The sequence below is a fragment of the Streptacidiphilus albus JL83 genome (assembly GCF_000744705.1).
GTDB classification, from domain to species: Bacteria; Actinomycetota; Actinomycetes; order Streptomycetales; family Streptomycetaceae; genus Streptacidiphilus; species Streptacidiphilus albus.
Genome location: NZ_JQML01000001.1, coordinates 2932719 through 2953770, shown reverse-complemented (window position 1 = coordinate 2953770; position 21052 = coordinate 2932719). Strand labels below are relative to the sequence as shown.

The window sequence follows — 21052 nt, the reverse complement described above, 5'->3', positions numbered from 1 at the left end:
CCCAGATCCTCCTTACATGACCCCTCCTCGCTCTGGGGCCGTCCCACCGGCGGCCCCGCTCCACGCACCAGAACATCCTCCCGGCGACCATCCCCTTCATTGACCGTCACTCCGATGGCTGCAGCGGGGCTCCGTCAATGTCTGGCCTGGACGGTCTCGCGCCGAGTGCGCTCGCATCAGGGCTGCAAACGCAGCCACCGACCTTGGCGTGTGTGCTCACCCAGCGCCGGGCCACCCGGCGGGCGAAGCGGTCCGAGACCAGTTCGGCGATCGCTGCCTGGTTTCGGCGAAGTCCTCACGGCATCCGATGCAGTACTGAAGGGGGTGCCACTGCTTGCCCGGCCCCTTCCGGGCCCCATTCGGCTGACCTTGTCGGCGGCGGCTGAACTCTGACCCAGTTTCGCCGGTTGAACGCTGACCCTCGGGTCGTCAGTTGATCTTCATTAGCTGGTTTCGTTGACGGCGGTGGGGACGCGGCCCAGGTCGTGGCCGCGCATGCGGTAGGAGTCGCCTTTGAGGGAGTGGACCTCGGCGTGGTGGACGAGGCGGTCGATCATGGCGGCGGCCACGGTCTCGTCGCCGAAGACCTCGCCCCAGCGGCCGAAGGGCTTGTTGCTGGTGACGATCACACTGGCGCGTTCGTAGCGGTTGGAGATGAGTTGGAAGAAGAGATTCGCGGCGTCGGCCTCGAAGGGGATGTAGCCGACTTCGTCGATCACGATGAGCGGGTAGCGGCCGAGTTTGACGAGTTCGTCCTGCAGCCGTCCGGCGGCGTGCGCTTCCTTGAGGCGGTCGACCCACTGGGCGGCGGTGGCGAACGCGGTGCGGTGTCCGGCCTGGCAGGCGCGGACCGCGAGGCCGGTGGCCAGGTGTGTCTTCCCGGTCCCGGGCGGGCCCAGGAAGATGGCGTTCTCCTTGCCCGTGATGAAGTCCAATGTTCCCAGGTGGGCGAGCTGTTGGCGCGTCAGGCCGCGCAGATGGGTGACGTCGAGCTCCTCCAAGGTCTTGACCGCGGGGAAGCGGGCGGCGCGGATGCGGCCCTCGCCGCCGTGGGACTCGCGGGCGGCGACCTCGCGCTGCAGGACGGCGACCAGGTACTCGGCGTGGGTCCACGTTTCGGCCCGGGCCCGCTCGGCCAGGCGTTCGGCGGCGTCCAGTAGCACTGGGGCCTTCATCGCGCGGGCGTAGAACGCCAGGTCGGAGGCGGTCTGCTTGGCAGTGCGACGCCCGCTGGCGGCCTTGGTGGAGGCAGGTTCGGTGGCGTCCTGATCGGTTTCGATGGTGCTGGTCATCGGTTCTCCTCCTGGCCGGCGCCGCCCTGGATGAGGGTGAAGATCCTGTCGTAGGTGTCGAGTTGTCGTTCCTCGACTTCGATGCCCAGGTTGTCGGGGGCCAGGGCGGTGGCGGTGCGCGAGCGTGCGGCCGCGGCGGCTTTGGCGTGGATGAAGTCGCCGCGCATCTGGTCGGCGGCACTCTTGTGGTCGGGGTCGGTGAGGGTCTGGTGGCGGGCCCAGCAGCGCGGGTGCTCGGCCACCAGGTCGCCGCCGTCGGTGACGACGCGGATCAGGTCGGCGTCGCAGGTGACCTGGACGCGGCGGCCGATGGCGCGCGGGTGCACGGAGTAGTCGTTGAGGTCGATGCGCAGGTAGTGGTCGCGGCCGATGCGGGTGTGGAAGAGGTACCACTGCGGGGGGCCGACCGGAGGCAGGGCCAGCATGGCGGCGCGGTCGGCTTCCCAGCGGTCCACGGGGCGGGCCTGGATGCTGCGGTGCAGGCGCCGGTTCGCGCCCTGCAGCCAGTCGCCGAGCTGGGTGTTGAAGTCGTCGGGGCCGGTGAAGGTGCGGCCGGGCACGAAGCTGGTCTCCAGATAGCCGTTGGCCCGCTCGACCAGCCCTTTCGCTTCTGGATCACGAGGGCGGCAAAGATGCACTTTGACGGCGAGCAGGCCCGCGAACGCGGCGAACTCGGTGGTCAGCTTGCCTTGGCCGATGCCGGACTCGTTGTCCCAGACCAGCATCTTGGGGACCGTGCCCCAGTCGGACAGCAGCCGCCAATGGCCAGCGATCAGGTCGCCGGTCTGCCGGGTCGGGATCATTCGCGCGGTGATCATCCGCGAGTAGCCCGAGACCATGACCAGCACCGGCGGGCAGGCGACCTGGCCGTAGCCGACCGGGATGTGGACCGGCGGGAACCACAGGTCGCACTGCGCCAGCTCGCCAGGCAGGTACTGGGTCCGCCCGGTGGGATCCGCGGGCAGGTAGGCGGGGCGCAGCTCACGGACCCGCTCCTTGAGGACCGTTATCCCGCGCTCCCAGCCGATGCGCTCGGCGATCACCGTGGCCGGCATCGACGGCGTCGCCTTCAGGAGCTCGCGGATCGCAGGCTCGAAGGCGTCCACCGCCGAGCCCTTCGCCGCCCGCTCGTAGACCGGTGCCCGATCGGTCGCGATCGCCCGCTTGACCGTGTTCTTCGAGATGCCCAGATGACGCGCGATCGCCCGGATCGGCATCTCCTCGGCCCGATGGAGCCGACGGATCTCAGCCCAGTCCTCCACGGATATCACCCTCTCCTCCTGACCTTGAACACCAAGATCAGGATGACCGGACGACCATCAGGTGGGTCAGATTTGTACCGCCGAATAGCGGTCAGGATTCACCCGACGCCGACAGACCTGGGGTGTGGCGGCGGGAGCGCGACCCTACGGTGGTCGCATGGTGCGTCCTGAAAGCTGGTCCAGACTCGCGGGTGGAAGTCCCGTCCGGGTAGGCACCGGAGTGCCCGGTAGCAGGTCCCGGTTCGTCGTGGAGACGCGGCGGGCTGAGCGGGATGTCAAGAGCCCCTTCGGGGGGGAGCAAGCACGCGGGCCGTAGCATCAAGCGAACCTTGCAGCCTCGTCAAACCGACAACGGAGAAGCCGAGCCCCTCATGTCAGAGCGAAGGCCACGTCCGGGGGGCCCTGTTCCGGGGTCAGCCCTTCGGGTTCTCCCGGGGTATGGGGGGCGGCACGTGTGCATAGCCTGGGCCGGAACAGGAGAGACCCGTCTGACCACGCCTTTCGTCGGGCAGGAGACCGGATGTATAAGCCGATGGTGAAGTCGTCCGGAGGGCAGCGGGAGTCCGAGGGGGCCGTAGTACCGCTGATCGGCGTGCAACATAACGCGCTGGGAGGGAAGGACCCCCACTTTGATCATGTTCGTGGAGCGGGTAAGCGCGAGGGCATGGCCGGAGAGAGACCGGCCAACTACCCCGGCGGGGACGTCCCTGCCGTAGTGGACGGGCGTGCGTCCGTCCTTAAAGTGCGACAGCTGCAACGCGTGCTATGGACTGCGGCCAACCTGGGTTCCACAGTTCAGCGGGGTTTCGTAGGGTCAGGTCAGGAATCAGCGCTGGTCAGCGCGTTGCGGCTAGTGGCGCGGGCCGGAAACGCCTAGTGACACGATTCTCATGCCATCTGGTTCTTGACCTGTGGAAAGTGGCGTATCGTCTAGCGGCGTGTACGTGAAGGCTTCGTCCCGCCGCAACAAGAGCGGGCAGACGGTCCGCTACCTGCAACTGGCCCACAACGAGTGGGACCCGGAAGCGGGACGTTCGCGTACCCGAGTGCTGTACTCCTTCGGCCGGGAGGACGAACTGGACCGCGACGCGGTCAAGCGCCTGGTCGCCGCCCTGTCTCGGCTCCTCGATCCTGCCGAGGCCCTGGTCGCCACCACGCCCGGCGATCTGACCCTGACCGGCTCCCGGCCGCTGGGCGGCACCCACGCCCTGGACGGCCTGTGGCACCGCCTGGGCCTGGGCCAGGCCGTCCGACGGCAGTTGGAGGGCCGCTGCCTGGACCCGCGCGTGGAGCGGGTGCTGTTCGCGCTGGTCGCCAACCGTGCGCTGGCCGCCTCCAGCAAACTCGCCGCCACCGAATGGATCGCCGACGACGTCCACGTCGAGGGCCTGGACCAGATCAACGACGAGGCCTGCTACCGGGCCATGGACTACCTGCTCACCATCGAGCCCGCCCTGGCCAAGGAGGCGTACTTCCAGGTCACCGACCTGCTCAACCTGGAAGTGGACCTGCTGTTCTTCGACACCACCTCCACCTACTTCGAGACCGAGGAAGCCGACGAACCCGTCCCACGCGACAGCGAGGGCCGCCGCTTGGACCCCGAGGAAGATCCGGCAACCGCCGCCCGGGAGACGGGGTTTCGCACCCACGGCAAGTCCAAGGACTCCCGCGACGACCTGCCCCAGGTCGTGGTCGGCATGGCCGTCACCCGCGAAGGCATCCCAGTCCGCGTCTGGTCCTGGCCCGGCAGCACCGGCGACCAGGCCCTGATCCGCCAAGTCCGCGCGGAACTGCGCGAATGGACCCTGTCGCGCATCGTCTGGGTCGCCGACCGCGGCTTCTCCTCCGCGCTGAACCGCCGCACCCTCATGCAGGGCGGCGGCGGATACATCATCGGCGAGAAGCTCCGCACCGACAGCCCCGAAGTCCGCCAAGCCCTGGCCCGCCCCGGCCGCTACGCGACCGTGCGCGACAACATGCAGGTCAAGGAAGTCAACATCGACTCCGACGACCGCTTCGTCATCTGCTTCAACCCCGACCAGGCCACCCGCGACGCCGCCATCCGCGACCAGCTCACCACCCGCCTGACCGAGGCCATCGCCGACACCGACAAGCTGCCCCGCCCCGAACGCGACCAGCTCGCCGGACAGTTGTCCACCAAACCCGGCCTGCGGCGCTTCCTGCGCCAGACCCCCGGCGGCCTCCTGCGCGTGGACAAGAAGAAGATCGCCGCCGAGGAACGGCTCGACGGGAAGTACCTCCTACGGTGCAGCGACCCGAAGTTGAGTGCCGAGGACATCGCCCTGGGATACAAACAGCTTCTTGAGGTGGAACGAGGCTGGAGGGACATGCAGCAGATCATCGACCTGCGGCCGGTCTACCACCGCCGCGAGGACCGCATACGCGCCCACGTCGTGCTGTGCTGGCTCGCCCTGCTGCTGATCCGCGTCGCCGAAACCGGCACCGGCCAGACCTGGAACCGCCTGCGCAAGGAACTGGACCGGCTGCACGCCGTCAGCTACACCGGCCCGGCCGGCTCCTTCCGCCAGTCCACCGAGCTCACCAAGCCCCAGCGCGACATCCTCACCGCCCTGGACGTCACCCCGCCCAAGAAGATCATCGACCTGACCGCAGGCCGCTGACCAGGCACTATCCCCACGCCTAGTGACACGCCATCCCGGCGTGTCTACAGGCATTTCCGCAGGTCAACCCACATATTCGTGTCCTAGTTGGCACTGCCAACTGTGGAACTCAGGGCCAAGCAGTCTCCGGAGCGGCGTTTCCATGCCCTGTACGACCGTATCCACCGGGGTGACGTCCTGTGGGAGGCATGGGAGCGGGTCCGGGCCAACAGAGGGAGCGCCGGGGTGGATCGGGTCACCCTGGAGTTCGTGGAGAACCAGTACGGGGTTGGCCGGATGCTCGGCGAGCTCCAGGAGGTTCTTCGCTCAGGTGTGTACCGTCCCGCGCCGGCCAGGCGTGTGGACATCCCGAAACCGCAGGGTGGCAAGCGGCCGCTGGGCATCCCCACGGTGCGCGACAGGGTGGCTCAGCAGACGGCGAAGATCGTCCTGGAACCGGTGTTCGAGGCGGATTTCCTGCCGTCCTCGTACGGGTACCGGCCCAAGCGGTCGGCGACGCAGGCGATGGAGCGTCTTCGGACGGGCTTCATCGAGGGCCGTTGCGTGGTCGTGGAGTTCGACATCCGCAACTTCTTCGGCGAGATCGACCACGGTCGCCTCCTCGCCGAAGTGGGGCGGCGGGTGTCGGACCGCAGGGTGCTCAAGCTGCTGCGGTTGTGGCTCCAGGCGGGTGTGATGGTGGACGGGGAACTCCAGCGGACGGTCGCCGGGACTCCTCAGGGCGGGGTGATCTCACCCTTGCTGGCCAACATCTACCTGCACGTCCTGGACACCGAGCTCGCTGAGCGCGGTGTCGGCGAACTGGTCCGGTACGCGGACGACGGTGTCGTCCTGTGCCGGTCGGTGGCCAATGCCAGGAGGGCCCTGGAGGTGGTCGGGGAGATTCTCGACTCGCTGGGGCTGGAACTGCACCCGGACAAGACGAAGGTGGTTGACCTCAGAGAGGGTCGGGGAGGGCTCGACTTCCTCGGCTGCCACTTCAGAGCCCAGTTCTCGGGCCGGATGTGGAAGAAGTACCGCAAGGTGCGGTTCTTCCTGCATCGCTGGCCTTCGCAAGCGGCGATGAAGCGACTCCGGGACAAGGTCCATGACAGGACCGACCGCCGCCGGTCGGGAACGGATGTCCGCGACGTGATCGCGGACTTGAATCCGATCCTGCGCGGCTGGGGCGCCTACTTCCGAACCGGGAATGCCGCCCGGAAGTTCAGACAGGTCGATGACTACGTCGTATGGCGGCTACGCGGACTCATGGTGAAGAAGCGGGGCCGCAACCTACGGGCAGGTCAGAGCAATGTCTGGACGGAAGAGTGGTTCAACGGGCACGGCCTGCACCAACTGCGTGGCACGATCCGCTATCCGAAGGCGGCGTAACCATGTCAAGAAGATCATCGGTAAGCCGTGTGCGGGAAAACCGCATGCACGGATTGAAAGGGGACAGAGGAAACGGACTCGCAAGAGCACCGCGCCTCTAACTACCAATGAGCGAACCGTCGGAGCCCCAGGAGCCTGCAGCGGATGGGAAACCTTCGTGGGGAGGCCAGCCGACCGGCTCAGGCCCGGACGGGGGGGCGAGCCGCCGCACGATGCCGGCCTCGCGCAGGGATGGAATCAGCCTCTGCCACCACCGGAGAAGAAGAGTCGATTCGGCCGTGGATGCCTCTTTGGCGGCTGCGGTACGCTCCTGGGCCTCGTGATCATCATCGTGATCATCGTCGTTGCGGCGAGCAGCGGGAGCAAGAAGTCCGTATCGACGTCTCCCTCGCCCTCGGTGAACTCCACATCCACCACAACCGGCACCCCGGACACCAAGTCCCAGGCGGACGCGCTCAGTGCGTTTGTCGCGGGCTCCGGCTCCGACACGTCACAGATGAAGGCTGCGGTGGCGAACCACGTCACGAAGGTCGACGCGAACAACGGCAGCGTCAGCGTCTACACAGACCTTTCCGGTGGGCTCGGCAGCGCCGACGGCAGTACAGCCACCCTCATCGTCGCAGCCGCAACTGACTGGGCAAAGCAGGCGTACCCTCCGGCGTTCGGGGTCGGGCTCATCACCGTATACAACGCCGGCGGCAGCATCCTCGGTAACGGGAACTACTGACCTCAAGTAGCGCAAGGTTCGTTGGTTGATCAAAGTAGTATCGAGTCCGACAGCGTCCGTGCTGAGGGCTCCCATTGCCCGCGAACGATAGTGACGGAAGCGGGGCAACAAGGGACAGGGCCGCTCACGGCACAGATCCCCATCCGGACTCCAGGCCCCAGCGTCATGGACGCCGGGGCCGTGGTGCCTGTCGAACGCCTACCTACTGGCGCCTCCGGGAAGGGCACGGTAGCGGCGCGGGACGCTGCAGGTCATCTCCGCTTCACCCCGATTCACCATCGTGGCCAGGGCGTTGGCGATCGCTCCGGAGGACCTGCCGATCACCTTGGCGATACCTGTCGCGGTGAACTCCTCATCCGGGTAGGACCGAAGGTGTTCCAGCGCCAGTTCGTGCAGCTGGCCCTGGCCGAGTCGGGTGCCGCTGCTGGTCGTTCGTACGCCCGGAACGCGCCGTCGATGCCCGCACATCGGGCAGACGCCGTCGGCGGCTGCCCCAGTGCCGGGGGAGGGCGATGCCAGCCCGTCGTCGCCGTCCTGCGTCACTGGGACGGCGGCCGTGGGCTCGTCCGGAGTTCCCGAATCCGCAGTGCCCCGTTCAAGTGCGTTGACCAGGTCACGATGGGAGGGATCCGCCGCTTCGTCGGTGCCCGCCTCCGGCCCGGGCGCCTCAACCTCCTCCTGGGGATCAGTGTCCCGTTCGGTTGGCGGTTGGACCGAGAAGGCCGGGCTGGCGGGGGCGCTGCTCGGGTCCTCAGCGGTCGATGCCCGCTGGACTGGCTCCTCTCCGCGCTCTGTCGCACTGGCGGACTCGGCGGCGGGGGCGACTGCCGAGCCCGTCTGTTCCCTCTCAGGCCCTGGCTGCGGGGCGTTGTCCGGTGCGGTGGCGGTGGTGGTGGGGTGCCAGCGGTCGGGCAGGCGGCGGGTGCCGTCGTGGCCGCCGGGCTCCCGGCGGACCAAGCCGCCGGTCTCCATGGTGGTGAGGAGCTTGCCTGCGGTGGAGCGACCCAGGCCGGCGGCGAGCGCAAGGGCGGCGGCGGTACGGCCGGGCTCGGCCAGTACGGCCCGGTGGAGGGTGGCGGCGCTGGCGCTAGGCGGGGCTGCGGGGGCGTGAGGTGACGGGGCAGTCCGGTCGTTGGGGTTCACAGGGGACCTCCGGGTCGGTGGAACTGAGGGGGATGGAGGGTCCCCGGCCGGGGCGGAGGGCGCAATGGCCGTCCGGGGTCCGAGCGGTGCGCACCGCGTGGTTCGGGCCCGGCTCCATTGGTCGCTCTGCGACCCGGCTCCTGTCAAGCGCCCTCGGGGAATCGTTCCTGGTCAGCATGGGCAGAGCGACTGGAATCGGTGCGGGCGACCGATGAACCGTGCGCGACGATCCGAAGCGCGTTGGGTGGTGCAGGCTCCTACGGCTGCCCGGCGGAGGCGGTGCTGGGCCGTGCAGCCCCGATCGGACGACCGATCGACTCCAGGCGAACAAGTGTCCCGCTGTGCGGGGCATCGATCATGGTGGTGCCGGAGACGGCGATGCCGACGTGGACGATGCTGTCCGTGCTGGTGCCGAAGAAGACGAGGTCGCCGGGCTGGATCGGTGTCCCCGTGGGGAGTCGGGGGCCGTGGTCGTACTGGTCCTGGGCGACGCGCGGCAGGATGATCCCGGCGGCTGCGTAGGCGGCCTGGGTGAGGCCGGAGCAATCGAAGGCGTGGCCGGGGTCCTCGGCGCCCCACTGGTAGGGGACGCCGACCTGCGAGCGGGCGAAGGCGAGGGCTCGGGCCGCCCCTGTTCCAGGTGGGGCGGCGTCGGTAGCGGAGCTGTCGGCGGACGCATAGCGGGTGGCGTAGGCCATCACCGTGTCTACGTACTGCTCGTCGTGGTTGTACTGGTAGACGGCGTTTCGCAGGTCCTTCCCGTTTCGGCCGCCGTGGGCGCACAGGAGCCGGGCGGCGGCCTGGACCGCGTCGGTGGCGTCCCAGGGTGTGGGCGGGTTCGCGCCGCCGGGCGGGACGGGCTGGTCGTACTCGGTGAAGGTGCTGGGCAGGAACTGCATCGGCCCGACCGCACCGGCCGAGGAGACTTGGTTGCGGGCGCGGCCGTGGTCGCTCTCGACTTTGCCGATGCCGGCCAGGATGGTCCAGGGCAGGCCGGGGCAGGTGGTGGCGGCCTGCCGGTAGCGGGAGAGCATCGCGGGCGGGATGTCCGCAGTGGCCTGCGGGCTGGGGGCGCCGCCGTCGAGGAGCAGGGACAGGCCGCCGGTGGCGACGGCGACGGCTGCGGTCACGGCGGCGATGGCGGCGGCGAGGAAGAGCGTGAGGACCGTGCCGCAGCCGACGGCGAGTCCGGCTGCGGCACGGGCCGTTGCGGCGGCCATGGGCGGGGCGAATCAGTTCTGTTGGAGGTGTCCGGCCTGCCAAAGGCCGGTCGGCGGTGCTGGGTCGGGTGCGGGCAAGGGGAAGGCGTCGGTGAGCGTGACGGCCGGATCGGTGGGTTGTCCGGCGGCAGGCCAGGCAGCGGGCAGGTCGAGGAGGCGGGTGCGGTGGCTGGGACGGCCGGCGGGCAGCCAGACCGCCTCGGCGGGGTGGTGGGTCTCGCGGCCGTCGGCTGGGGTGTCGCGGGCGGTGGTGGCCACGGCGACTTCGGTCAGGGCGGGGTGACCGGTGAGGCGGTGGTGGAGGTTCTGCTCGCGGCGGGCGCTGTGGAGGGTGAACAGCACCAAGGGGCGTCCGGCCAGGGCTCGCGCGGCCTCCCGGTAGTCGTCGAGTTTGGCCAGCAGCCGGGTCAGGGCCTCGGTTCCGGTGTCGTACTCGACGAAGAAGGCACTGCTGTGGTCGCGGTGGCTGAGGCGGCCGTAGCCGTCAGGGTGGATCAGGTCGCCGAACGTGCGTTCGCAACGCAGTTCCGACCACCATGCCGCTGCTGTGCCGAGGTTGTCGGCGGGTGGGCTTACGAGCTGGGTGAACAGGGTTGCGACGCCAAGGTTGTGGGTCAGGGCGGGGTTGTAGGCGGTGCGGGAGGCGTGCTCGGGATGCCAGCCGAGGGCAGCGGGGGTGGTGGCGTGGCGAGCGGCGAGGAGGGCTGCGCCGGTCTGGCCCAGGACGTAGTGCTCGGGACCGGAACCGATCTGTTGGCGGATGCGGAAGGAGTCGAGGAGGCCGAGTCCGTGCAGGGTGTGCAGGCGTCGGTTGGCCGAACGGTGGCCGGTGTAGGCGAGGTCGGTGATGTGGTGGCTGGTCAGGACGGTGTGCTCGGCGAGCATGTCGAGCAGCCACAGGTCGCGCGGGGTCAGCCGGGCGGCGAGCGCGGACAGCGGGGTGCGCCGGCGTCCGCTGCCGGAGGCAGGAGCGGTGGGGCCGCGTCGGACGGTGACCGGTGGCGTGGCGCGCGGGGGCATGGGGGTTCTCCTCAGGGGGTGGGGCGTGCGGGGGTGGGGCCGAAGACGGTGCGGGAGGCGGCGCGGACGGCGGTGGCCCGGCCGGGGGTCCTGGGAGGCAGGGCGGTTGTGACGAGAGTGAAGGCGGGACTGTCAGCGGAGGCGACGACCAGTCGGGCGGCGGCCTGGAACGCCCCGAGGTGGGCGAGGTCGTGTGCGCCCAGGAGCGGGGCGGTGTGGCGTTCCAGAAGGCGGGCGTCCTCGGGCGAGGAGTTGAAGAAGACCTTGTTGCGGGCGTTGGCGGAGATGCCCTCGCGCAGGTCTCCCGGCAGTTGGGAGAGGTTCTGGTGGGCCAGGACCAGGGAGAGCCGGTAGCCGCGGGCCTCGGCGAGCATGTCCTCCAGGGGGTAGGGGAGCGTGAGGAAGTTGTGGGCCTCGTCGAGGTACATGGCTGCGTCGCGGCGGGCGGACTCCCCGGCGGCGGCTCGGGCGGCGGCGGCCTGCCAGGTCTTGGCGACGACGAAGGAGCCGAGGAGGCGGGAGGTCTCCTCCCCCAGGACGCCCTTGGGCAGCCGGACCAGGGCGAGGCCGCCGTCCAGCACATCGTCCAGGTGGAAGGTGGAGGCCCCGGAAGCGATGGTGTCGGTGACGAACGTCCGGAGCAGGAAGGCACGGAGTTTGTTCATCAGCGGGCCGGTGGCGGCAGCGCGAGAGGGTTCGGAGAGCTGTTCGTACCAGGTCCAGAAGCCGCGCAGGGTCTTGTCGGCGCCGGAGAGTCCTCTGACGACGCGTCGGCGGTAGGACGGTTCGGTGAGCAGGCGGGGGATGTCGGCGAGGGTGACGGTGGCGCCGGCGGTGGGGGAGGTCATGAGGGTGAGGCAGGCGGCGCGCATGACGTCGTCCGTGCGTGGCCCCCAGAAGGCGGTGAAGATCCGGCGGAAGATCCCGACGAGGTTGTCGACGACGACGTCGGCCTGGGCGCGGTCGCCCTCCAGGACGTTGAGCCGGGGCGGGGCGGCGTGGTCGCCGGGGTCCAGGACGACGGTGCGGCCGAGCGCGGTTTCGGGGAGGCGGGCGAGGATGTCCAGGACGAGGTCGCCCTTGGGGTCGATGACCAGAGCGCCGCGTCCGGCCTCCGCGTCGGCCAGGACCATGGTGGCCATGAGGGTGGACTTGCCGGAGCCGGTGGCGCCCATGATGTGCAGGTGGTGCCGCCCGTCGGCGACGGCCAGGCCGACGGGGCGTTCTGTGGCGAGGTCGGAGCGCCCCAGCGGTTTGGCGGCCGGTCCCGGCAGGGGGACGGCGGCGATGGGAAGGATGGAGCGGGCCCCGGCTCGCTGGACGCCGGGGGCGGCGGTGTCCAACGGCAGGTGGGCGATCGCGGCGAGCTCCGGCACGGACAGTAGGTCGCCGCGCATCGGGAAATGGCGCTCCGTCATCCGACGCGCGGGGTCGCTCAGTCGGTGGCGGGCGTACCAGTTGCGGCCGGAGTGGATGGCGAAGGCTGAGGCCACGGCGTGCGCCCGGCCGCGCAGCCGGTCGGCAGTGTCTGCGTGGTCGGGCATGGCGACGGAGTAGCGGACGCAGGTCTCCCACTGGGGTCCGGCGTGTTTGGTAAGGGCTGCGCGCAGCTGGTCGGCCTGTTCGGGGTCGCGGGCGGCTGCGGTGGCGCGCGAGGGCTGGTGGGTGAGCAGATCGAGGAGCGCCCGAGGCCGGTTCGGGCTGCTGACGCCCGCGCGAAGGGCGCGAATCCGGTATCTGGCGCGGCGGACCCGCGCGCCGGTGGCGGGCCGGGCGAGGACCTGCACGCTGACGCTCTCCTCGGGGCCGAGCGCGAGGCCCGCGCCGAGCAGGGCGCGCAGCGGGTCGGTGTCGTGCTGGTGTCGGATCGGCAGGATCTCGGGGCGGGCGAGGCGGAGGGTGCCGCCGGTGGTGCGTGGTGTGCTCTTGGCCAGGAAGACAGGTTCGATGTGGGTGCTGACGTGCGCTCCGGGCCACGCGGATTCGACGGCCCGATGCAGTAGCACAGCGGGCACTGTGGCCGGTGCCCACAGACGGACGGCGAGTCCGGCCGTGGTGAAGTGGTACTCGAACACCAGATGCTGCTGCTGGCCCAGGGTGCGCTTCCACCAGGGACGGAGAAGCCCGGTCAGGTGGGACCACAGGGCGGCGGCGCTGGCCGGGTCGATCACCGGTGGGGCCCAGATCACCAGCGAGTATCCGTCGGCGGTCAGTTGTCGCTGGCGGCGGCGGTGCAGCAGGAGTCGGGTCAGGCGGGCGGATCCGACGGCGGTGAGCAGGGAAGGTGCGAGCCACCAGCCGTCCGCGCGTACCAGGAGGGAGAGTTCGGCAGGGAGGTGGGCGAAGGGGGTATCGGGGCCGAGGAGGTAGCCCAATGGACCGTCTGTCCCGTTCATCGGGCAGCCGCTGCTTGGTCGGCCTCGATGCCGGTGCGGCACAGCGCGTCCTCCCCGGCAGACGCGGTCACGCAGAATGCCGCGCGGCGTCCGGGGCCCGCGCAGAGCAGGGCTTCGCCGCGCTGTGCGGTCAGCAGGTGGGCGGCTTCGCCGGCGGAGAGGTGGAAGGTGTCGGCGACGGCGTCGATGGCCTGCGGGGCCTGGTGCATGAGGATCTGGGTCGCGGCGTTCGCCACCACCGCCCGGCCGAGGTCGGTGGAGAGGAGGTCGGCGGTGTCCTGGGTGACGACGGCGAGTCCGGCCCGGTGCTTGCGGGCGGACTTCGCCATCCGGTGGCAGAAGCGGGCTCCCTCCTCCTCACGCATCAGCAGCCATGCCTCGTCGACGACGACCAGGCGTCGGCGAAGGCGGCGGGTGTCGGTAACGGCGCGCCAGATCCGGTCCAGGGCGAGTAGTACTCCGGTGGCGGTGAGTTCGTCGGGCAGGTGCCGGGTGGAGTAGACGGTGAGGTGGCCGCCGGGAGCGGTGGTCGTAGGTCCGTCGAAGAGTTGTCGGTGGCTGCCGGTGGTGAAGGGGGTGAGTCGGTCGCCGAGCCGGGTGGCGACCGGGTCTTCCGACGCGGTGAGGGCGGTGGCCAGGTCGGCGAGGAGGGGAGCGGGACGGGCATGGGAGCGCGGGACGGGGGTGATCCCGGCATCGCTGTAAGTGGCGAGGAGGGCCCGGTCCAGGGCGGCCCGCTCGTCCGGTGCCATAGGTTCCCGCAGCAGGACGGAGAGGAGGGTGTGGGCGAACAGCATTCGGCGGGTGAGCTCGTCCGCGCCGCCGTCCGGGTCCAGGTCCAGCGGGTTCAGCCGCATTCCGGGCTCACCGAGGCGGACCACGGTGCCGCCGACCGCGTCGGCGAGGGCGGTGTACTCGTCCTCGGGGTCCACGACGTGGACCTCGACGCCCTGGTAGAGGGAGCGCAGGACATCGAGCTTGGTCAGGTAGGACTTCCCGGCTCCGGAGCGGGCCAGGGTCACGGAGTTGTGGTTGTCCTGCGTCCAGCGGTCCCAGAACAGCAGACCTGAGGCGGTGGTGTTCACGCCGTAGAGCACACCGGTCGGGGTACTGGTTGGCCGGCCCGGGGGCGGGGCCAGGTCGGGTGAGGAGAAGGGGAACGCGGCGGCCAGGGCGGCGGTGTCGAAGGTACGGGTGCGGCCGAGGCGGTCGACGCCCAGCGGAAGGCAGCTGGTCCAACCGGCCAGGGCCCGCCAGGTCGCGGGCTGGACCCGGAGCAGCAGCGACTCCGCCACAGCTCGCACCGCCGACACCTCGTCGGCCAGCGCCTCACGGTCGGGAGCGTAGACGGTCAGGTACAGGCCGACGCGGAAGAGTCGACCCTCACCGCGCGCGAGTCGCCAGGCAAGTTCGGCCGCATCGCCCGCAGCCGCCTCGGTCTCCGGGTCCTCCAGCCGACCGCGCTGGTAGCCGGTGCGGCGGGCGGACTCCAGCCGGGCGCGCTGCTTGCGCAGCCGGTCGGCCGCCACCACCGGTGCGACGGGCTCCACGTGCAGCGACACGTCGAGTCTGCCCGGATAGCAGAGCAGCGGGTCCAGCCAGCCCGGGGCGACCTCGGCGGGGTAGCCGGTGACGACGAGCGTTGCGGCGAGCAGGTCGCCCACAGCCAGGCAGCGCGGTTCGACCTGCACACTGTCCGGCCCCAGCCCCGTGCCCGATCCTGGTTGCGGGTCTGCCTCGAAGCCGGAGGGGGCGCGTTCGTCGGGGGAGCGGAACAGGTGATTCAGCATGCGGAACCTCCACCTGACGTTGCGGTGACGGGGGAATCGGGCAGAGCGGGCGCGGGATGGGCGGGACTCGCCGGGTCGCAGGCGGCGGTCAGGACCCGCCAGGAACCGGCCGCGTCCGGGACGCTGACCCGCACCTCGGCGGCGGCGAGCAGCGCGACGGCCTCTTCGGCCCGGCGATGTGCCCGCAGTACCGCTGCCAGGTCCCCGGCCGCCTCGCGGTGCACCAGTACCACCTGTCGGGCCAGCAGGTCCCGCTCGGAAGCGAGTTCGGCCAGGAACCCGGCATGCTCCCAGGCCGCGTCCTCCAGTAGCGGATGCGGCAGCTCCACCGCCTGACGCTCCAACTCCGCAGCTACCGGAGCGAGATCCAGCAGCTCGGTGCGCACCAGTACTTGCACCGGTGCGGTGAGCGCGTTCAACCACCGTCCGAACGCGGCCACCAGCACCTGCTGCTCGCCCGGAGTGCGCAGGGCGAAATTGACGGTCGCGCACTCACCCAGCACGGCCACCCCGCCGTCCGCGAGCAGTAGTGTCCCGTCCCGGTCCAGTGAGGCCACCGGCAGCGCCAGCGGTGACAGAGCTCCGGGGTCGTCGAGGTCCGGCGGCCAGGCGTCGTCGCCCCGTTCGGGCAGGACCGGGACGAAGTGGTGCGGAGCACGGTGGTGCTGCCAGGCCGCCGTCAACCACAGCTCCAGCGAGACACCCTCGCGCCGGGCCATCACCAGCGCGACCGCTGCCGCCAGCACCACCGCTGCGCCTGCGCCGTAGAGGAGCGGCGGCACAAGCCCGGCCGAGGCGTGCCAGCCCAGCCACAGCACCGCCGCCACCCCGGCCAGCTGGGCACACTGGCGGGCAGTCAGCCCAGCCAGGACGTGGTCCTCCTTGTCGACGTCGGCGGGGATGCGCACCAGCGCCTCCCAGGGCACCGGCTCACGCTCGCGACTGCTCATCGATGCCTCTTCCGGTTGGGTCGGTTCAACGAGGGCGGTCCCGGCAGCGGCGTGCCCAGCTGCGCGGCGCGCGCGGCCGGCGGCCCGGTGCGGCGCACGGGCGGTGGCGGGGGTCCGGCAGCCCGTGGCGCTGCGGGCGGCAGCGGCGGGGACGTTCGGCCGCTGGGTGTCGGCGCGGGACGGGTCGGGGGTGCGGCGGCCCGTAGGTTGGGGCGGTTCGGGCCGGTGACCCGCAGCGCCCGACTCGGTGCGATCGGGGGCACGGATGGTGGTGGGGGCGCGGCGGCCCGCAGACGGGGCCGGTTAGGGCCGGTGATTCGTGGGGACGCCCGCGGCGGTGCGGGTGTCGGCCGGCTGCCAGGCGCAGGGCGCGGCGGAGGTGTCGCGGCTCGTAGCCGGGGCCGGTTGGGGCCGGTGATCCTGGGCGCTGCACGTGGTGTCGGGGACGGTCGGCCGCCCGGCGCGGGGCGCGGGGGTGGCGCGGCGGCTCGTAGCCGGGGCCGGTTGGGGCCGGTGAGCCGCAGCCGTCGGGACGGCGGTGGCACGGTGGGGCCGACTGCCGGTCCAGCCGGGGACTTCGGCTTTCCGCCGCCTGGGGGACGGCCGCCCCTCCTGCCGCCTCCGGCGGGTGGCCTTCCGCCAGGACGACCGCGTCCGGCACCGAGGCCTTTCACCAGGCCGCCACGCATCCCGGCTCTCCCGGCGAGCTGCGCGCCGAAGGCGTAGGGGCCCATCGGCAGGCCGATCGCGCCCAGGGCGACCTTCCGCAGCAGGTGCATCCCGCCGCCCCCGCCCCCGCCGCCCACCGACTGTCGGACCGGTGCGGTGACCAGTCGGCTGATCAGTCCGGGGACCTTCAGCAGGATGTAGATGGTGCAGCCGAGCACCATCAGGTTGATCAGCCCGGCTTGGGTCGGCAGGCCGAGCAGACTGTAGTTCGCCGGGTCCAACAGGACCTTCACGCAGGTCAGGAACACGACTGACTGGACGATCTGGACGGCCATGGCGCCGGTGAACGCCCGCCACCACAGCCGGGCTGCACCGTCGGTCGCCGGGGAGGCATGGCAGGCCAGCAGCAGCGGGGCAGCAACGACCAGCACGGTGAGCACCGCCGTGCGGACCAGCAGCGTCACCACCAGCAGCCAGCCGCTGATCAGCACCACGCCGGTGAACACGAGAAGGTAGAGCGGGGCGGTGGTCGTGTTGAGATTGGTCAGCAGTCCCACCAGGGTTCCGGCGAGATCGTCGGCGGTGATCGCGTTGCCGAACACCGCCGTGCTGACCGCGTTGGACAGGGCGATGAACTGACCGCACACGAAGAGCGAGAGGTTCGCCGCAAGCATCCCCAGTACCAGGCGGGGCAACAGGTCCCGAACGGCCCAGCGCTGCTGCACCGTGCCGTGGCCCATCGCCAGCACGCCGGCGGCGAGTACGAACAGCCCGTACAGCGAGCAGGCCAGAACCCGCAGGCTGTCCCAGAGGTCCACGACCCGGGGCAGCCCGGTCACGTCCGGAGTGGAGAGCAGGAACCGCACCAACAGGTTCATCAGCGGCAAGGCCATCGGCTGCAGCAACGACGCCAGCAGTGAGGCGAACGCGGCCTTGATCTGTCCCGGGATGTCGAAGATGCTCGGTCCGCCGGTCGGCGCCGGATCGGCCGGCGGGGCCAGTCCACCTCCGGGCGGCGGCGCGGGCCGGGGCTTGGGCACGGTCGGCCGGGGGGTCGGGGTGGGCGAGCTACCCGGCGCGGGCGCCGGGACCGGCCTCGGCGCCACCACCGGATCGACCGGGTCCACCACCCCGCCGCCCGCTGCTGGAAGCGCCGCCGGAGCTGCGGCGGGTGGCGGAGGGGGAGCCGGGTCGGCGACAGCCCGCGCGCTGCCCAACGCCATGGCCAGCAGCAGCGCCGACAGTGCAAGTACCAAGACGCGTCGCCGAGGTGCCTGCTGCCGGAGTACGGTCATGCGCCGACCAAGCCCTTGAGTACCCCGACGATGATCGGTGCCAGGAGCGCGAGCATGTAGCCGATGCCGGCGCTGCGCAACGCGCTCTTGGCCTTCTCCACTTCGCCGGGATCACCGCCCGCCATGAGGTAGCGCAGGCCACCGATGGTCAGGAACATCGTCGCCAACCCAGCCAGCAGCCCCACGATCCAGTCGGTGATGTTCGTGACCGTCTGCGCGATTGTCGCCACCCCCAGCAGAGCGTGGCCGGCCGCAGCCGCACGTGCGTCCCCGAAGGTCGCGGGAGCGGAGCCCCAGCACCACGCGGCCACCAGAGTGACCAGGACGGTACTGCGGGGCGGTCGGCGAGGCCGTGGATTGCTGCGACAGGGCATTGGTCACTCCAGGAGGGCAGTGGGAACGGGCGGCACGCGGAGGCGCCCGGGGCGGCACCGGGGCAGCGGACGGGTTCCGTGGACCCCACCTCCCCTCACGGGTCGGATCGGGTGCGGTACCGGTCGGGGTGTCAGCGCCTTCCGGCGGACCCCGTCCCCTGCCCCGGCCGACCGCTCCGGGCTCCCCTCACGGTTCCTGAAGCACCGTTCCGGGCCGCTTGCTCAACGTTCGATCAGCTGCTCGAACGCCTCGAAGGCCAGCTCCCCACTGGTGATCGCCCTGATCAGGCGCCGTTCCGCACGCAGCCGCCGCTTCGCCACGGCCTGCTGGGAGATGCCCAGTTGTTCGGCCACTGTTCGAGTCGGCTCGCCACCGAGTCGCGTCCGGCCGATCAGCTCCGCCTCTGCGACATCGACCACCCCCTGTCGCACCGCCAGCGCCAGAAGCACGTCGGGGTGGACCGGCTGTCGCGGCGCAGCGCCCAGCTCACCGGCGTCCTCAGTCGCCGTGCACCGCCGCTCGTCCTCCAGCAGGGCGTTGCGGTAGGCGCGTCCGGCCCGGTCTGCCGCCCACACCAGCCGGGACGCGGTGCGCACCGGGTCCGGCAGCTGACGGCGCACGAGGCCGGCCAGGGCCTCCCACAGGCCGACGAGCATCGCCTGCTGGAGGTCCTCATTGTGCTCCGGCAGCTGCGGGCAGAGCCGCGAGGCCGCCCGCCGCAGCCCGGGCATCACCATCCCGGTCGCCGCGAGCCGCCACTGTTCCCCGGCCCGACCCGGCTCCTGAGCCAGGACCAGTAGACGGCCCCAGATCAGGCCCCGGTCCTGCCAGTCCAGTGACGGGTGCAGCAGCAGCGCCCGCAACTCCACCATGTCCAGCGGCTCCTGCGGCAGCTGCCCGCCCAGGTCCCCGACCTCCAGCAGCAGGCCGCCCGCCCCCTCGCTCAGCGAGCGGAACTCCCGCTCCACCGTCTCCAGCGGCTCGCTCCCGAACCGGGTCCAACTGTGTCCACGCATGATGACGGTCCCTCCGGTCACGACGGCGCAGGATCGCCGTCTGCCGCCATCGCGCCCCACCCCCTCGGCACCCGATCGGCAAGCAGCCGCGAACGCATCCGCAAGCCGTCCACAACCGGTCGGGAATCGGTCCTGTTCGCCTTTCCCGACCGCTTCCCGAATCAGCCCTTCACCTGCGAAGACACCACGGACCGCACGACAGCTACGGACAGACGGAGGCGCGCTGAAACTTTCCGAGGCGAACTGTTCCTGACGGAGTTGCATGGGTCTTCGGTGCCGCTCGCTGGGCCGTCCGGACCGTCACAGTGGCGGCGGACTCGGCGGAGGTCGTGCGGGTGGTGATCGCGAACCACGGCCAACTTGCTGCGCGGCGAAGGAACTCGGCCGACCTTCACGAGAAAGTGCGAGCCTCACAAGAGTGTTGACTTATCGTTAGATATGACTAGTCTCATGAATGGTGATAGTCGCCACGAGAGGGGAATCATGAGCGAGAACGAGGGAACTCCGCGATCCTTGCGTCTGAGTCTGGAGTTCACGGTGCCGCGTGGGCTGAAGGCCAACATTCGGGGCACCGACATCCAGAAGGCGCTGGACACGATGGCCGACCGGATCATCGGCCTGGCCGAGGCCCTGCTCCCGTGGGCCGACACGGTCAAGGTTCGCAAGGAGTGGGTCTACAACTGGACTGACTACACCGAGGAGTTTCCGCTCGCCGCAACCGACAAGAACACCGTGAAGTAGCGCACTGCCCTTCCGGCCGTGTCCCGCCGAACGAACAGGCGGGCACAGTCGGAAGGGCAGTGGACCCATCGGCGCAGATGCACCCTTCTCGGGCGGTCGAGTACAGAGGGTTACCGAAGCGCTCCTCAGTCGTCGGGCTGGTGGTGGTGGGCCCTGACCATTCATGATCAACAAGATTCTAAAATATGAACTACTGGACACGATGGCAGAATCCGGCCTGAATCCGTGCTTCAGGTAACTGTCAGCGTCTTCGCGGCGGCCGTCGGGCCCACCGCCATGCATCAGCCCACCCGCTCCGCCTCCTCGACCGAAGGTCCGGTCAACCCGGGTGACCCCGTCCCGGCCCTGCCGGGCTCGCGCCGGGGCCAGCGCCGTACTGGCTCCGGCCTGCGTGCCAAGAGCAATCCGCTGCCTCCGGTCCCGCTGTCGGTGTGGCTGTCCGAGCCGCTGGTCGGCTGCTGCCGCCGCTGCGAGGAGCCCACCTCGGCAGCCTGCGCGAATCGGCTGCCGCTCGCCCTCGCCCGGCAGATCACTGACGCCTTCTCCCGCTCCGGCGACATCGTCTTCGTCCCCGACGCCGGCAACGCCACCGCTCTGATCGCCGCCGTCCAGGGCGGACGGAAGGTCCTGGCCCTCGTTCGCGGCAGCGACCAGGGTCGGCGTACCCAGGAACACTTGCACGAGCAGGCCACCGAACTGGCCAGTCTGGCGATCATCCGCAACGCCCCTGCCCCCGGCGACCTCGCCGCCCAGAGCGGACGCATCGCTGCCCGTGCCGCCCTGACGGTCCTTGCACCGCACGATCCGGTCAGCCCCCGGGAGCTGGCCTCCCTCCTGGACGCGGCCGAACGCGCCCTGCGCCCCGGCGGGATCGTGGTCATCTGCTCGCGGCAGACCCCCGGCCAGGACACCGCCGGGACCCTGACCGCCCATGCCCAGGCTGCCGGCTTCACCTACCTCCAGCACATCGCCGCCGTCGAGGCCACTGCCACGGCCAGCCGTCTCCAGCCCCTCGCCGACACCACCGACCACGGTCCCGACTGCACCTGTCCCGGTGACGCTCCCGACGGCGCGGTCCACACCGTCCTGCACAACGACCTCCTCGTCCTCACCCGCCCGTGATCGACAACCGGACCGACCCGC

General features: G+C 70.6%; 16 protein-coding genes. 5 read left to right on the top strand and 11 right to left on the bottom strand.

Features of this window, described 5'->3' with window-relative positions; genetic code table 11:
* Positions 1 to 443 precede the first annotated feature (443 nt).
* Positions 444 to 1292, bottom strand: coding sequence for an IS21-like element helper ATPase IstB (gene istB / locus BS75_RS12795; RefSeq protein ID WP_034086704.1), 849 nt, complete (start codon positions 1290 to 1292; stop codon positions 444 to 446).
* The gene (gene istA, locus BS75_RS12790; RefSeq protein WP_034088311.1) at positions 1289 to 2563 is read right to left on the bottom strand and encodes an IS21 family transposase; all 1275 of its coding nucleotides are present in this window, start codon (positions 2561 to 2563) and stop codon (positions 1289 to 1291) included. The genes istB and istA overlap by 4 nt, the downstream gene beginning before the upstream one ends.
* Before the next feature lie 929 nt (positions 2564 to 3492).
* On the opposite strand from istA, the gene BS75_RS12785 reads away from it, so the two are divergent.
* From BS75_RS12785 to BS75_RS12775, 3 genes are all read left to right on the top strand, one after another.
* On the top strand, positions 3493 to 5196 hold the full coding sequence (locus BS75_RS12785; RefSeq protein WP_034088310.1) for an IS1634 family transposase: 1704 nt from the start codon (positions 3493 to 3495) through the stop codon (positions 5194 to 5196).
* A gap of 102 nt (positions 5197 to 5298) precedes the next feature.
* Positions 5299 to 6567 (top strand): group II intron reverse transcriptase/maturase, encoded by a 1269-nt coding sequence (gene ltrA / locus BS75_RS12780; protein WP_197091934.1) that lies wholly within the window; start codon positions 5299 to 5301, stop codon positions 6565 to 6567.
* Positions 6568 to 6886: 319 nt separating this feature from the next.
* Positions 6887 to 7294: a hypothetical protein gene (locus BS75_RS12775; RefSeq protein ID WP_052069376.1), complete on the top strand. Its 408-nt coding sequence runs from the start codon at positions 6887 to 6889 to the stop codon at positions 7292 to 7294.
* A 198-nt stretch (positions 7295 to 7492) separates the two neighbouring features.
* Here BS75_RS12775 and BS75_RS12770 read toward each other — a convergent pair whose 3' ends face one another.
* From BS75_RS12770 to BS75_RS12730, 9 genes are all read right to left on the bottom strand, one after another.
* Positions 7493 to 8437 carry a hypothetical protein gene (locus BS75_RS12770; RefSeq protein WP_034088309.1) on the bottom strand — a complete coding sequence of 315 codons (945 nt, stop codon included), beginning with the start codon at positions 8435 to 8437 and terminating at the stop codon, positions 7493 to 7495.
* Positions 8438 to 8694: 257 nt separating this feature from the next.
* A complete protein-coding gene (locus BS75_RS12765) occupies positions 8695 to 9657 on the bottom strand; it encodes a C40 family peptidase (protein ID WP_034088308.1) in 963 nt (320 codons plus the stop codon).
* Between the two features lie 12 nt (positions 9658 to 9669).
* Positions 9670 to 10677 (bottom strand): replication-relaxation family protein, encoded by a 1008-nt coding sequence (locus tag BS75_RS44215; protein ID WP_042436807.1) that lies wholly within the window; start codon positions 10675 to 10677, stop codon positions 9670 to 9672.
* Between the two features lie 11 nt (positions 10678 to 10688).
* Positions 10689 to 13073: a type IV secretory system conjugative DNA transfer family protein gene (locus BS75_RS12755; RefSeq protein WP_034088307.1), complete on the bottom strand. Its 2385-nt coding sequence runs from the start codon at positions 13071 to 13073 to the stop codon at positions 10689 to 10691.
* Positions 13070 to 14863 carry a VirB4 family type IV secretion system protein gene (locus tag BS75_RS12750; protein ID WP_152645605.1) on the bottom strand — a complete coding sequence of 598 codons (1794 nt, stop codon included), beginning with the start codon at positions 14861 to 14863 and terminating at the stop codon, positions 13070 to 13072. The genes BS75_RS12755 and BS75_RS12750 overlap by 4 nt, the downstream gene beginning before the upstream one ends.
* Entirely contained in the window at positions 14857 to 15813 is a 957-nt protein-coding gene (locus BS75_RS12745) for a PrgI family protein (RefSeq protein ID WP_042436813.1), read from the bottom strand. Before BS75_RS12745 ends, BS75_RS12750 begins: the two co-directional genes overlap by 7 nt.
* Positions 15810 to 17738: a hypothetical protein gene (locus tag BS75_RS12740; protein ID WP_152645606.1), complete on the bottom strand. Its 1929-nt coding sequence runs from the start codon at positions 17736 to 17738 to the stop codon at positions 15810 to 15812. The genes BS75_RS12745 and BS75_RS12740 overlap by 4 nt, the downstream gene beginning before the upstream one ends.
* A gap of 35 nt (positions 17739 to 17773) precedes the next feature.
* Positions 17774 to 18007: a pilin gene (locus tag BS75_RS48090; RefSeq protein ID WP_174515020.1), complete on the bottom strand. Its 234-nt coding sequence runs from the start codon at positions 18005 to 18007 to the stop codon at positions 17774 to 17776.
* Between the two features lie 366 nt (positions 18008 to 18373).
* Positions 18374 to 19168, bottom strand: a complete 795-nt coding sequence (locus BS75_RS12730; RefSeq protein WP_052069375.1) for a sigma-70 RNA polymerase sigma factor region 4 domain-containing protein — start codon at positions 19166 to 19168, stop codon at positions 18374 to 18376.
* Between the two features lie 483 nt (positions 19169 to 19651).
* On the opposite strand from BS75_RS12730, the gene BS75_RS12725 reads away from it, so the two are divergent.
* Both BS75_RS12725 and BS75_RS12720 read left to right on the top strand, forming a co-directional pair.
* Entirely contained in the window at positions 19652 to 19909 is a 258-nt protein-coding gene (locus BS75_RS12725) for a hypothetical protein (RefSeq protein ID WP_152645607.1), read from the top strand.
* 225 nt (positions 19910 to 20134) lie between these two features.
* Complete coding sequence (locus BS75_RS12720) at positions 20135 to 21031, top strand: hypothetical protein (protein ID WP_034088303.1); 897 nt, start codon at positions 20135 to 20137, stop codon at positions 21029 to 21031.
* Positions 21032 to 21052: the final 21 nt, after the last annotated feature.

What these genes read in the sequence shown, in the direction of transcription:
- istB (WP_034086704.1), bottom strand. Translation starts at nt 1,292, where the DNA reads ATGACCAGCACCATCGAAACCGATCAGGACGCCACCGAACCTGCCTCC.
- BS75_RS12765 (WP_034088308.1), bottom strand. Translation starts at nt 9,657, where the DNA reads ATGGCCGCCGCAACGGCCCGTGCCGCAGCCGGACTCGCCGTCGGCTGC.
- BS75_RS44215 (WP_042436807.1), bottom strand. Translation starts at nt 10,677, where the DNA reads ATGCCCCCGCGCGCCACGCCACCGGTCACCGTCCGACGCGGCCCCACC.
- BS75_RS12755 (WP_034088307.1), bottom strand. Translation starts at nt 13,073, where the DNA reads ATGAACGGGACAGACGGTCCATTGGGCTACCTCCTCGGCCCCGATACC.
- BS75_RS12750 (WP_152645605.1), bottom strand. Translation starts at nt 14,863, where the DNA reads ATGCTGAATCACCTGTTCCGCTCCCCCGACGAACGCGCCCCCTCCGGC.
- BS75_RS12745 (WP_042436813.1), bottom strand. Translation starts at nt 15,813, where the DNA reads ATGAGCAGTCGCGAGCGTGAGCCGGTGCCCTGGGAGGCGCTGGTGCGC.
- BS75_RS12730 (WP_052069375.1), bottom strand. Translation starts at nt 19,168, where the DNA reads ATGCGTGGACACAGTTGGACCCGGTTCGGGAGCGAGCCGCTGGAGACG.
- BS75_RS12725 (WP_152645607.1), top strand. Translation starts at nt 19,652, where the DNA reads ATGAGCGAGAACGAGGGAACTCCGCGATCCTTGCGTCTGAGTCTGGAG.